General features: G+C 57.2%; 13 protein-coding genes. 1 reads left to right on the forward strand and 12 read right to left on the reverse strand.

Translation table 11 applies throughout. The features are described 5' to 3' along the window. Positions 1-1,249 (forward strand): tRNA uridine-5-carboxymethylaminomethyl(34) synthesis enzyme MnmG (mnmG, locus tag VNL17_10410; GenBank protein ID HXI84487.1); only part of this gene is annotated, 1,249 nt, incomplete at its 5' end. Here the strand turns inward: mnmG and carA are convergent. The 12 genes from carA to VNL17_10470 all read right to left on the reverse strand — a co-directional run bounded on the left by carA (position 1,246) and on the right by VNL17_10470 (position 12,664). Beyond that, positions 1,246-2,421 (reverse strand): glutamine-hydrolyzing carbamoyl-phosphate synthase small subunit, encoded by a 1,176-nt coding sequence (gene carA, locus VNL17_10415; protein HXI84488.1) that lies wholly within the window; start codon positions 2,419-2,421, stop codon positions 1,246-1,248. The genes mnmG and carA overlap by 4 nt on opposite strands. Then, complete coding sequence (locus tag VNL17_10420) at positions 2,418-3,698, reverse strand: dihydroorotase (protein HXI84489.1); 1,281 nt, start codon at positions 3,696-3,698, stop codon at positions 2,418-2,420. Before VNL17_10420 ends, carA begins: the two co-directional genes overlap by 4 nt. Beyond that, entirely contained in the window at positions 3,695-4,645 is a 951-nt protein-coding gene (locus VNL17_10425) for an aspartate carbamoyltransferase catalytic subunit (protein ID HXI84490.1), read from the reverse strand. Before VNL17_10425 ends, VNL17_10420 begins: the two co-directional genes overlap by 4 nt. Then, positions 4,642-5,172 (reverse strand): bifunctional pyr operon transcriptional regulator/uracil phosphoribosyltransferase PyrR, encoded by a 531-nt coding sequence (gene pyrR, locus VNL17_10430; protein HXI84491.1) that lies wholly within the window; start codon positions 5,170-5,172, stop codon positions 4,642-4,644. Before pyrR ends, VNL17_10425 begins: the two co-directional genes overlap by 4 nt. 124 nt (positions 5,173-5,296) lie before the next feature. Then, complete coding sequence (locus VNL17_10435; GenBank protein HXI84492.1) at positions 5,297-5,497, reverse strand: hypothetical protein; 201 nt, start codon at positions 5,495-5,497, stop codon at positions 5,297-5,299. A gap of 114 nt (positions 5,498-5,611) precedes the next feature. Beyond that, positions 5,612-6,610, reverse strand: a complete 999-nt coding sequence (locus tag VNL17_10440) for a GDP-mannose 4,6-dehydratase (protein ID HXI84493.1) — start codon at positions 6,608-6,610, stop codon at positions 5,612-5,614. 71 nt (positions 6,611-6,681) lie between these two features. Continuing rightward, the gene (locus VNL17_10445; GenBank protein ID HXI84494.1) at positions 6,682-7,428 is read right to left on the reverse strand and encodes a uracil-DNA glycosylase; all 747 of its coding nucleotides are present in this window, start codon (positions 7,426-7,428) and stop codon (positions 6,682-6,684) included. Further along, a complete protein-coding gene (locus tag VNL17_10450; protein ID HXI84495.1) occupies positions 7,416-8,318 on the reverse strand; it encodes an RluA family pseudouridine synthase in 903 nt (300 codons plus the stop codon). Before VNL17_10450 ends, VNL17_10445 begins: the two co-directional genes overlap by 13 nt. 17 nt (positions 8,319-8,335) lie before the next feature. Next, on the reverse strand, positions 8,336-9,181 hold the full coding sequence (lgt, locus tag VNL17_10455) for a prolipoprotein diacylglyceryl transferase (GenBank protein ID HXI84496.1): 846 nt from the start codon (positions 9,179-9,181) through the stop codon (positions 8,336-8,338). 9 nt (positions 9,182-9,190) lie between these two features. Then, the gene (locus tag VNL17_10460) at positions 9,191-10,696 is read right to left on the reverse strand and encodes a TolC family protein (GenBank protein ID HXI84497.1); all 1,506 of its coding nucleotides are present in this window, start codon (positions 10,694-10,696) and stop codon (positions 9,191-9,193) included. Further along, positions 10,689-11,906 carry an ABC transporter permease gene (locus tag VNL17_10465; GenBank protein HXI84498.1) on the reverse strand — a complete coding sequence of 406 codons (1,218 nt, stop codon included), beginning with the start codon at positions 11,904-11,906 and terminating at the stop codon, positions 10,689-10,691. The genes VNL17_10460 and VNL17_10465 overlap by 8 nt, the downstream gene beginning before the upstream one ends. Beyond that, positions 11,903-12,664: an ABC transporter ATP-binding protein gene (locus tag VNL17_10470; protein HXI84499.1), complete on the reverse strand. Its 762-nt coding sequence runs from the start codon at positions 12,662-12,664 to the stop codon at positions 11,903-11,905. The genes VNL17_10465 and VNL17_10470 overlap by 4 nt, the downstream gene beginning before the upstream one ends. Between the last annotated feature and the right edge of the window lie 11 nt (positions 12,665-12,675).

Here is a 12,675-nt window from a genome sequence, read left to right on the forward strand (position 1 = left end):
TCTCGGATTTGAGCTCGGACGTTTGAAGACAGGTACTCCGCCTCGCCTCAACCGCCGCTCCATTGATTTTTCCAAGATGGACGTCCAGCCAGGAGATGATCCCATCCCATTCTTCTCCTACCGCACTCCGCCAACGTTCCACGTGGAACAATTGCCCTGTTATCTGACCTACACGACCGAGAAGACCCGGGAAGTCATCCAAGCCAATCTGCACCGATCACCAATGTACTCAGGACAAATCCAAGGCGTCGGTCCTCGCTATTGCCCATCTATTGAAGACAAATTCGTGAAATTCGCCGAAAAAGAGCGCCATCAGATCTTTCTGGAACCAGAAGGTCGTACCACTGACGAATTCTATGTAAATGGGGCTTCTACAAGCCTGCCGGAAGACGTGCAAATGCAGATGATTCAGACTATCGTAGGTCTTGAGAACGCGCAGATCATGCGCCCGGCCTACGCGGTGGAGTATGATTATAGCCTCCCGCATCAACTTCACCCGACGATGGAGACGAAACTCATCGAAAATCTCTACTTCGCAGGACAAATCAACGGGACGTCTGGTTACGAAGAAGCGGGTGCCCAAGGCTTGGTTGCCGGTATCAACGCCGCACTCAAAACAAAGAAAACCAAACCGTTAATCCTCACTCGTGCAAATAGTTACATAGGTGTTTTGATAGACGACCTAATCACAAAAAGCACGGATGAACCCTACCGTATGTTCACCTCTCGCGCTGAATATCGACTTCTTCTTCGTCAGGACAACGCCGATCTCCGCCTCACACCTCTCGGCCGAAACGTTGGCTCCGTCTCGGATGAGCATTGGGCTCTCTTCGACCAAAAGCGCCGTGGCATCGACTGCGAGATCGATCGCCTACGCAAATTGCGCGATGGATCCTTCACGTATGCCGAAATCCTTCGTCGCCCGGAGATCACGTACAATTCGCTTTCGATCGCCGACGCGACTCTTCCAGCTGATGTAACTCAAGAAGTTGAGATTCAACTGAAATACGAAGGCTATATCGCTCGCGATCTTGAACAAATCGAACGGTTCCGCAAGCTAGAAGATAAAAGCCTCCCAGGCTGGTTGGATTACGATAAAATAGCCGCGCTCCGCTTCGAATCCCGCCAGAAGTTGACGCGCTTTCGACCAGACTCGATTGGCCAGGCGTCTCGAATTCCGGGCGTCACGCCTGCAGACATCGCAATCCTTCTCGTTTGGATCAAGCGGGCAGCAAACGCAGCTACCTAATCCGTCTTCCGCCAATCGAGAATCATCTGCCGGAATTCTTCAAACAGCCGATCTGCATCGTGAGGTCCAGGCGAAGCTTCGGGATGGTACTGAACGCTGAAGATCGGCAGTTTTTTATGCCGCATTCCTTCCACTGTTTGATCATTCAGGTTTATCTGCGAAATCTGCACTGCGTCCTGCCCGAGACTCTGAGGATCCACCGCAAATCCATGATTCTGAGAAGTAATTGATACACGGCCACTTAGAACGTCCTTTACAGGTTGATTGGCCCCACGATGGCCGAATTTCAGCTTGAAGGTCCTTCCCCCGAAAGCGAATCCCAGTATTTGATGCCCCAAGCAAATTCCGAAGATCGGGACCTCACCCATGAGCTCACGCACCGAGGCGTGCGCGTAATCCAAAGCCTCCGGATCCCCAGGGCCGTTGGATAAAAACACGCCTTGCGGTTTGTACTTCATCACTTCTTCAGCTGTCGCCGTGGCCGGAACGACTTGAACACGGAATCCGCGCTGGCGTAGCTTTCGAAGGATGTTGTATTTAATGCCAAAATCAAATGCCACGATCGGAATGTCGGCTTGAGGCAAGGCGCTTGAATACTCCATCCGCCCATCCGCCCGATGATCAACCTTCCACCCATGGCTCAGGTCGTCCTGTGGGTCCCATACAAACGCCTGCGGATGCGTGACTTCCTTCACGTAGTCAACACCAACGATGCCCTTCCATTCCCGCGCGCGCACTACCGCCTCCTTATCACTTAGACCTTCAGTCGATATACAAGATTTCATGGCGCCTTTAATGCGTAATATTTTTGTCAAGGAACGAGTGTCTATTCCTTGAACTCCGGCAATCTTATACTTCTCAAGATACTTGGGCAGAGTATTTTGCGCACGCCAATTGGAGGCGATTCCCGAAAGCTCCCGTATGACGAACCCAGAAACGTGCGGCCGCCAGCTCTCTACGTCCGCCGGGTTTACTCCGTAGTTCCCAATCTGCGGGTAGGTCATCGCGACGATCTGGCCTTTATACGACGGATCGGTCAGAATCTCCTGATAACCCGTCATCGAAGTATTGAAGACCGCTTCACCGCACGCAGTGGCTTTCGCTCCGAAGCCAGTGCCGCGATAAATCGTCCCATCTTCGAGCGCGAAAATTCCGTCCAGTTCCGTTGTCATTTCGATTGTTTCTTGAACTCGTGCCAGACGACATTGCCTTTCACGATCGTCGCCAGTGCCTGCCCACGAAATTTCCATCCGTGGAACGGTGAGTTGCGTGACTTGCTCGCCGACTGCGTGACATCGTAAGTCCACTCGCGTTCCGGGTCAATGACCGTGATGTTCGCGTCCGCACCGATCGAAAGCGTGCCTTCCTTCAAGCGCAGTAATCGCGCCGGGTTCACCGTGAATGTTTCGACGAGAGTTCGCAGGCTGAGAACTTTCTTTCGCACGAGTTCGAGTGAAAGCGCCAGCTCTGTTTCCAGGCCGATAATCCCGAACGGCGCGACATCGAATTCCACTTCCTTCTCGTACGTGCAATGCGGCGCGTGATCGCTGCCGATAATCTCCAGCGTGCCGTCTGCAAGTCCCGCCCACAGTGCTTCGCGGTCGCGTTCCGTACGCAATGGTGGATTCATTTTATAATTCGTGTCGTAGGTCTTCACAGATTCTTCCGTCAACGTGAAGTGATGCGGGCACGCCTCGCCGGTAATTTTAATCCCGCGCTTTTTTGCCTGACGGATGAGTTCCACCGAACGCGCCGAGGAAATGTGCAGGCAATGGATGTGCCAGTCCACCTGCTCGGCAATCAAAATATTCCGCGCCACGATCACGTCTTCACCTATCGACGGCCAGCCGCGCAGGCCGAGCGCCGCGCTCCAATGACCTTCGTTCATCATGCCGTCCGCGACCAAATTATAATCCTGGCAATGATCGAGCACGGGAAGGTCAAACATCTTCGCGTACTCGACGGCTCGGCGCATCAACTCATTATTCTGCACACAATGGCCATCGTCGGTGATGGCCACCACGCCGGCTTTCTTCAACGATCCAATTGGCGCCAACTCTTCACCCTTCAACTCCCTCGTGATCGCGCCTGTCGGAAACACATTCACGCACGCGGCTTCCGCAGCGCGTTGTTTCATGAAGGCGATCGTGCCCGCATTGTCCGCTGGCGGTGTTGTGTTGGGCATGCAGACCACCGAAGTGAACCCACCGCGCGCGGCGCAAAGCGTTCCCGTCGCAAACGTTTCCTTGTCACTTCGTCCCGGCTCGCGCAAATGCACGTGCATATCGATCAACCCGGGCGTGACAATCTTGCCAGCAGCCTCGATCACTTCCGCGTCCTTTGCTGCGGCGGCAGTAATCTTGCCGTCCACCACGAACACGTCGCGGACTTCGTCCACGTTGTTCGCGGGGTCGATCACGCGACCGCCCTTGATGACCAGCGAACTCATTCCGCGCCCTCCGTGGAATGTTTCCCACCCGCGCAGAGAAACAGTACGGCCATGCGCACGGCGAGTCCGTTCGTGACCTGCTCCAAAATCACCGAGCGCACGCAATCCGCAATCTCGCTGTCAATTTCAACACCGCGATTGATCGGTCCGGGGTGCATGATCATGGCGTCGGGCTTGGTCCGCGCGAAGCGCTCCTTGTTCAGGCCAAACATCGCCGCGTATTCGCCGATGCCCGGGAACATCGTCATGCGCTGGCGCTCATGTTGAATGCGCAACAGATTAATCACGTCTGCGTCGCGAATCGCCTCGTCGATGTCGTGGGTCACGCGGCAGCCGAATTCCTCAAACACGCGTGGCACGAGTGTCGACGGTCCCGCCAGCGTGACGCGCGCGCCGAGTTTGGTCAGCAGCCAGATATTTGAGCGCGCGACGCGCGAGTACAAGATGTCGCCGAGGATGGTCACGTTGAGCCCCGCGATGCGTCCCTTCTTCTCGCGAATCGTGAACGCATCCAGCAACGCCTGCGTCGGGTGCTCATGGGCGCCGTCGCCGGCGTTGATCACGCTCGCCTTCAAGAGCCGCGATAAAAAATGCGGCGCACCCGCCGCCGAGTGACGGATGACGATGATGTCGGTGTTCAACGCCTGCAGATTCAGCGCGGTATCCTTCAGCGTCTCGCCCTTGACGATGCTCGAGGCGGACGTCGTAATGTTAATCACGTCGGCGGAGAGTCGTTTCGCCGCCAGCTCAAAACTTGTGCGCGTGCGTGTCGACGGCTCGATAAACAAATTCACCATCGTCTTGCCGCGCAATGAGGGCACCTTCTTCACCGTACGTTCGCCGACCTGCTTGAATGCCGCCGCTGTGTCGAGCACGCAATTAATTTCATCCACCGTCAGATCCTGGATGCCAAGCAGATCTTTGTGATTCCACGGGGTGGTTGTCATCGCTCGATCACCACCTCATCTTTACCGTCGATCTCCGTCAGCCGCACCCGGACGCGTTCGCCAGTCGATGTCGGCACATTCTTGCCCACGTAATCGGGCCGAATCGGCAGCTCGCGGTGACCACGATCGATCAGGGTGGCCAATTGAATCCGCCGCGGCCTGCCGAAATCGCTGATCTCGTCCAGCGCCGCGCGAATCGTCCGCCCGGTGAATAGCACGTCGTCCACCAGCACGACCGCCCGGTTGGCGACATCGAACGTAACATTGGATGGTCCCACTTTCGGCGGCGCATCGCGCAACGCGAGGTCATCACGGTGCATGGAGATGTCCAGCTCGCCGACGGGAAACTCGCGTTTGAGAATCGCCCCGACCTTCGCGGCCAGCCGTCGCGCCAGCGGCGCGCCATGGGTATGGATACCAATGAACACCAGCGCATCGGCCTCGGGGTTATGCTCGACAACCTCGTGCGCCATGCGAGTCAGCGCCCGCTCCAGTGCCGCGCCGTCCATGAGTACCGTCGCGTTCATGGCATAAAAAAAACCGCTCGCCCCAGTTGGGCAAACGGCCTCATTAAAATATCTGTGTCTTTTATCATCGCTCCTTGTCGGCCTCTCGGACCAACTTAAAGGTGCTCTGGAAAACTCTGCTTGCCTACGAGCTCGACTGCTTTCGCGACCTGCGCCAGTTCGACCGATGTTTTACGATCCAGTCGAGTAGGGCCCGTTCAAAACCGATGTCGTACCCCACCTTTTCGCTTTCGATCCACTTATGACGAAGGATCTCTTCGCGCTCGGCCAAAAACTCCCGGTACAGCGCCGAGTTCATCACCATATCTTTCGAATCGCCGTTCATTTCGGGCCTGTCACTCACGGCATAACGCTCTGGCCTGATCATCATCGGGAAGCATCCCTTATACCACTCACTTGGGGCCGGTTTATAACATACGACCGACTGAAATGCAACGATTCAGTTACGCCCGCGGCGATCGGCTTGGACGTCTTCCGCGCGCTGAAATTCGATCGTCAACCGCAGGATTTCGTCGAGGGACTTCGTTGGACGCCAGCCCATCAGCTGGTAAATCTTGTCGATGCTCGGCACCCGCCGCCGCATGTCCTCAAAGCCTTTGGCATACGCCTGGTCGTAAGGGACCAACCGCAACTCGGATCGGCTTTCGGTCAATTCCTTGACCCGCCGGGCTAATTCGATGATCGAAACCTCTTCCGTACTACCAATGTTGTAGACCTGGCCCACAGCCCGCGGCTGGTTCGGCAGTGCCGCCAACGCCCGCACCACGTCGGTTACATGGCAAAAACAGCGTGTTTGCTTCCCATCGCCATGAATCGCGATCGGCTCATCCCGCAGCGCAGCCTGCACAAATCGCGGCACGACCATGCCGTAGCGCCCCGTCTGGCGTTGCCCGACAGTATTGAAAAGCCTCACTACAAACACCGGCATCTTCTTCTCATGCCAATACGCGAGCGCCAGGAATTCATCCAGCAGTTTCGAGCATGCGTAACTCCACCGGCCGAATGTTGGGGGTCCGATCAAAAGGTCGTCATCCTCCCGGAAATTATCTCGCTCGCTCTTTCCGTAAACCTCTGATGTGGAAGTCAGTAGCAACCCAGTTTTGTGTTTTGCGGCGGCTGCCAGGACATTCTCCGTGCCGCGGATATTGTTCTCGATCGTGAATACCGGGCTGCGCACAACAAGTTCGACTCCCACCGCCGCCGCAAAGTGATAGATGAAATCCACCTGGTCAACCAGCGGCGCAAGATCGGCACTATTGAGAATGGAGCCTTTCGTGAAATGGAAATTTGGATTATCCCGCAGATGGGCAATGTTCGCGAGCGAACCCGTGCTCAGGTCGTCGATGACAAAGACCTCCTTGCCCTCCGTCACCAAAGACTCCGCCAGGTGCGATCCAATAAAACCAGCCCCGCCAGTGATTAGCACACGCTGCACGATGTCTTAAAGTAACTACTCCCGCATGAAAAATCCACAGAAACCTAAGGAGAACAGAGTTACCCCTGATTCAATTAGCGGCCTTTTGGAATTTCGCGTCCGAGCTTTTCCAGCACTGCCTTCATATCCTCCCACACTTCTTTCTTCGCGGGTGGGTTCCTCAGTAGGTAGGCGGGGTGAAAGGTCGGCATGATCGGGATGCTTCGGAAGGTATACCAATGACCGCGCATTTTGGTGATCCCCAGTTGCACGTCCAGCAAGGCGCGGACAGCAGTGGCACCGAGCGCTACAATCACCTTCGGTTGGATGAGTTCGATTTGTGACAACAGGTACGGCAGACAGTTCGCCACTTCGTCGGGCAATGGTGTGCGGTTTTGTGGTGGACGACACTTCAGCACGTTGGCGATATAAACTTCTTCGCGTTTGCAGCCCATCGCCGCGATGATCTTTGTGAGCAAATCGCCGGCGCGTCCCACGAACGGGATACCTTGCATGTCTTCGTCATGTCCCGGGGCTTCACCGACAAACATGATTTCCGCGCGCGTACTGCCCACACCGAAAACGACGCTATGGCGGCAACGTGACAACTCGCCGCATTTCACGCATACTTTCGCCCGCGCCTCGACCGCCGCGAGTTCGGTGGTGTGGTCGGCAGGTGTAGTCGCCGCTGTCCCCAGCGGCGAACTCGTGCCCATCGCTACAGGAGGCTTGCCCAGCTCCTCCATCGTCCTGTTCGACACTTCGACATGGGTCACGCCGGAGCGCTTCATATCTTCCAGCACCTTGATGGTTCCGTCGATGATTTCGTTCAGCTCTCGCACATTTTCACCATGTCGTCCGGCACCGGCGTGGTGAACTCCACGAATTCCTGCGAACGCGGGTGCGTGAAGCCGAGTTTATAGGCGTGCAGCAACGGCCGGGCAACCGAAATGTTTGTCGGACGCGCGCGCCCATACGTCGCGTCACCCATAACGGGATGACCGATGTGCGCCATGTGGACGCGGATCTGGTGCGTGCGGCCGGTGTGAATATGCGCCTCCACGAGCGCAAAGTCGGCGAATTGCTTTAGCACGCGGTAGTCCGTCACCGCGGGCCGTCCCCGCGAAGCGCGCGCGGACATCTTCTTGCGGTCGCGTTCACTGCGGCCAATGACTGTTTCGATTCGTCCGCTTGGCCGGACGAATTTTCCCCAGCAGACCGTTCGGTAGATTTTCTTCACTTCGCGGGATTTGAATTGCGCCACCAGCGCCCTGTGGGCGAAGTCCGTTTTTGCGACTACAATGCAGCCGCTTGTGCCCTTGTCCAGCCGGTGCACGATGCCGGGACGTTCCACGCCGCCGATCCCCGCCAGCTCGCCGCGACAATGATGCAGGAGCGCGTTGACGAGCGTGTGTTCGTAGTTCCCCGCTGCGGGATGCACCACCAGGCCGGCGGGTTTATTCACGACGATCAGGTCGTCGTCTTCGAAGAGAACATCCAGCGCGATTTCTTCCGGCTGTGTTGCGAGCGGACGCGGCGGCGGGATTTCGACACGGACCTTGTCGCCGGCGCGCACCTTGTAACTGGCTTTGACCGCCCCACCATTGACAAGGACATGACCTTGCTCGATCAACTTCTGCAGAAAGGCGCGGGAATGCTCGGCGAGTTCCCCGCGCAGGTATTGGTCGAGGCGTTGCCCCACCGTATCTTTAACAACTACGTGTGCCGACATCGTTCCCAATCATCGTCTCAGGCCGTACGAAGTTTCACGGTTTTGGGCGACAGCCACAGCGCCAGCGAAGCCACTGCGATCATCGTGATCGCCACGATCTGGCCAATCGTCAACACGCCAAAATAGAAGGTGTAGTAATCGCCCCGGAAGAATTCCACGCCCAAGCGAAGCGCGCCGTAGCTGAGCACGTACAACCACCACACCTGGCCGTCGAAGCGTTTGTGGCGGTAGAACAGGCTCAGTCCGCCGAAGATGGCCAGGTTGCCGAGCGCTTCATAGATTTCCGTCGGATGCACCGGCAAGGATGCACTCGCTGAAATCTTCACCAACTTATGTTGCAGATGGTCCAGGAACGGCGCGCTCCCGATCGGTCTGCCGGTTGCATCAAAGATTGCGGGAAACCGAACGCCTAACGGAAACCCATCGGAACACACTTTCCCATAACAGCAACCGTTGAAGAAGCAGCCCATGCGACCGAAGGCGTGGCCGAGCGCGATCGACGGCGCAAAAACATCCAACAATTTCGGAAGCGGCAGCCGCTTGAGCCGCGCGTACACCACCGCCGTGACGGTCGCGAGAATGAATCCACCGTAAAACACAAACCCCTCTCGCAGCGACCGCACCCCGTCCGCGTGCCAGCCGGCAATGAAATCGTCCCAGAAGAAAATGATGTGAAACAGCTTCCCGCCCAGCATTCCCGCAACAATCAACCATACGCCCAGATCGCTGATCTGATCGGCACTGATTCCCTCACTGCGCGCCCGCCGGCCCGCCACCGCCAGCCCCACGATGAACCCGATGGCCACGAGCACACCGTAGGTATGGATGTCGAGCGGGCCAAAACGAATGAAGATGGGATGCACAGGCTCTTCCTAGTACTTCTCATCGAGCACGATGCTGTTCTTCTCAAGGATCGTGCCTTCCGCCAGATCCAATGCGACAATCGATTCGTTGTAATCAGCCTCTGTCCGGATTTCACCGGAGCGTGCAGTAGCCAGCTGTGATTGCGCCTGCAAGACCAGAAAAGTTGTCGAGGTGCCCGCTAGTAGTTTCTTCTTTTCAGCGTCAAGCGACTCCTGCGCCAGCCGTGTCGCAGCGCGCGCGGCTTCGACGCTTTTCAAGTTCGTTTGCACGTGCCCGACCGCGTTGTCTACCCCCACGACGATGTCCTGTTCAAGCGACTTGAGGCTAAGCAATGCCTGGTCCGCATCCAGGCGCGCGATATGATAATTGGCGCGTGCCTGCCGATTCCCCAGGGGCACCGTGAGCAGGACGCCGATGGCCCAGGTTGGCGTGTTGCCGCCAGCCGTTCTCTCGGCAAATGTCTCAAAGCTACCACCACGCCCGTTGGCCGCATAACTACCCTGCAGGTCGATCTCCGGCCAGAGCTGGTTGCGGTTGAATTGCACGGAGATGTTTTGTTTTTCCAGGGCATGTTTCAGGCCAAGGTAGTCGGCCCGTTTCTCCAGCGCCGTCACCAGGCTGAGATCCACGTCCATCGCGACCATTTGCACCAACGGATAATCCACCGGCACCAATGAGACTCCCCGTAATTCCGTGACCCGCTGACAAATCAGGCGCTTCAGCGTGTTCTCGTTGTCCTTGATTGCACGCGCCGTAGTGATGACACTCTGTTCACTGTTGGCGACGCCGGATTCGGCCTGGATCACATCCAGCGGCGACATCGTCCCGACCTGCTCCCGCTTGCGGTTCTCGTCGAGCAATTGCTGGGCGAGCGCGCGGGATTCGAGGGCGGACTTGTGGTTCTCGATGGCAAAGATCAACTCATAGTACGCGGTACTCACTTCGTTGATCTTGTTCATCACCAACTGGACAAAAGTTTGGAGGGCAATCGACTGGCTTTCGCGCGCGATGCGGATGGTCGCTGCATTGATCCCCAGGCCGAAGTTTTTCAAGATCGGTTGCGTCAAGCTGACTCCCGCCGAGCCGGTGTACACGAAGTTGCTGGTCAAATCACCAGAGGTGCGCGTGCTGTTCCCGGACAGATCATAAGTCGCTCCTGTGGGCAGTTTCCCCGCGAGGCCGACGCTGGAATTTAATTGCTGCTGCTTGAGCGAGGAAAGCCCGAGCGACTTTGTCTGGTTGGGATCCAGTGGCGTGTTGGCGTCCTGGTAATTGATTCCGCCGGAGAGCGCCGGATCGTACACGCCCTGGGCATTGATCACACCCCAAGAGCTAATACTGGGATTAATGCGCTCGGACTTGATTTCGAGATTATTCTCCAACGCGCGTTCGATGCACTCGCGCAATGTCAGCGATTTGGTCTGGTTGGTAACATCGCTACCGGCGCGGGCAGCAGTCGCCGCAGTCAATAGAGCCAACGGTGCAACAAACAGAAAACGGATGGATTTATTCATAGCGTAATGCATCGATCGGATCGAGATTAGAAGCCTTGCGCGCCGGGTAAAAGCCGAAAAACACCCCGACCGCCGCGCTGAACAGGAACGCCACGGTGATCGAGCTGATCGATATCAGGGTGGGCCACCCAGCCACCGCGGACAAGAGTTTGGCCGCCCCCACGCCCAGCAAAATGCCGATAATACCCCCCAACGAACTGAGCGTGATGGCTTCAATGAGAAACTGCAGCAGAATATCCCGACCGTGGGCGCCAACCGCCATGCGAATGCCGATCTCGCGTGTGCGCTCGGTGACACTGACCAGCATGATATTCATGATGCCGATCCCGCCGACGACCAGGGACACGCAGGCGATGCTCGCCAACAACATGGTCATGACTCGGGTGGTGGCAGTCGCGGCGTCAGCAATCTCCTGCTGGCCGCGTATGGTGAAATCATCATCCCGTCCCGGTCCGAGCCGATGGCGCTGGCGGAGCAGATCGGAAACGCTGCGTTGAAGGCTATCGGAGACATCCGGCGAGGCAGCCTGGATCGTTATCATGCTTAGATTGGTGCGCTTGGAAACTCGCTTCATTTCGCTGGTGTAGGGAACGATAACGACATCGTCCTGGTCGGTATTCATGACCGAAAGTCCCTTGGGGGTCAACACGCCAAGGATCTTGAAGGGAATATTGCGGATGCGCAGGATTTTGCCGACCGGATCCTCGTTGGGAAAGAGCTGGGTGACAATGGTTTTACCAATGATGCACACCTTGGCCGTGCTGCGCACATCCTGCTCCGTAAACATCGCGCCGTCGTCGAGTGGCCAGTCACGGATGTCCAAATACTCCGGGCCTTCCCCGAGGATTTGGGTGTTCCAATTCAGCCCATTCGCAAGGACCTGTTGGCGGTCGCGAACCTCGGGGCTGACGCCGATCACCCCCGGCACCTCGCGGGCAATGGCGTCGGCATCATCGACAGTCATCGTGCCGGCGCCACCCCAACCGCTCCGCGCGCCACTGCTGGAAAAGTTGCCGGAGAAAACGAGAATGACGTTTTGCCCGAGGCTGGCAATCTGGGCCTCGACCTGCGACTTCGCGCCGGTGCCGATCCCCACCATGGCGATGACCGCGCTAACGCCGATGATGATGCCCAGCGCGGTCAGCGTCGAGCGCAGTTTGTTGCGCCGCAAGGCACGCAGCGCCAAACGTAGTGTGGCGGCGATTCTCATGACGAAAGTTTGACGGCCTGATGCGCCTGCTGCAGGTTGCGAAGTTCCGCCTCGGCCAGCAACCGGTTTTTGACCGGCACATCGTTGACCACCACGCCGTCGCGCATGATGACATTGCGCTTCGTGTACGAGGCGATGTCCAGTTCGTGCGTGACCATGACGATGGTAATACCTTCGCTGTTGAGTTTCTGGAACACGCCCATCACTTCCACGCTGGTGCGGGTATCGAGATTGCCGGTCGGCTCGTCCGCCAGTAGGACCGCGGGATTATTGACGAGCGCGCGGGCAATGGCGACCCGTTGCTGTTGGCCACCGGAGAGTTGATTCGGATAATGATCGGCGCGATCCGAAAGACCAACGATTTCCAGTGCATGCAAAGCGAGGTCGCGCTGTTGAATGGAGGTAATGTGGTCGTGTGTGTAGAGCATCGGCAGTTCGACGTTCTCCAGCGCGGACGTGCGTGACAACAAGTTGAAGCCTTGGAATACAAATCCGAGTTTCTTGTTACGAATGGCCGCCAGTTCGTCGCGGTCCAGGTGGGAAACATCGACACCGTCGAGAAAATACCGCCCTTTGGTGGGACGGTCGAGACAACCAATAACGTTCATCATCGTGGATTTACCCGAGCCGCTGGCGCCCATAATGGCCACAAACTCACCCGGCATGATGTCCAGTGAAACGCCGCTCACCGCATGTACGTCCACCTCGCCGGTGTGGTAGACTTTGTGGACTTCTTCGAGCTTGATGACCTCCGTCACGTACGCGTCGC

It is taken from the genome of Verrucomicrobiia bacterium (assembly GCA_035577545.1).
GTDB lineage: Bacteria > Verrucomicrobiota > Verrucomicrobiia > Palsa-1439 > Palsa-1439 > Palsa-1439.

Coding starts and splice junctions, on each gene's coding strand:
- VNL17_10425 (HXI84490.1), bottom strand. CDS start 4,645: ATGACAACCACCCCGTGGAATCACAAAGATCTGCTTGGCATCCAGGAT.
- VNL17_10420 (HXI84489.1), bottom strand. CDS start 3,698: ATGAGTTCGCTGGTCATCAAGGGCGGTCGCGTGATCGACCCCGCGAAC.
- carA (HXI84488.1), bottom strand. CDS start 2,421: ATGACAACGGAACTGGACGGAATTTTCGCGCTCGAAGATGGGACGATT.
- VNL17_10435 (HXI84492.1), bottom strand. CDS start 5,497: ATGAACGGCGATTCGAAAGATATGGTGATGAACTCGGCGCTGTACCGG.
- pyrR (HXI84491.1), bottom strand. CDS start 5,172: ATGAACGCGACGGTACTCATGGACGGCGCGGCACTGGAGCGGGCGCTG.
- VNL17_10460 (HXI84497.1), bottom strand. CDS start 10,696: ATGAATAAATCCATCCGTTTTCTGTTTGTTGCACCGTTGGCTCTATTG.
- VNL17_10450 (HXI84495.1), bottom strand. CDS start 8,318: ATGTCGGCACACGTAGTTGTTAAAGATACGGTGGGGCAACGCCTCGAC.
- VNL17_10465 (HXI84498.1), bottom strand. CDS start 11,906: ATGAGAATCGCCGCCACACTACGTTTGGCGCTGCGTGCCTTGCGGCGC.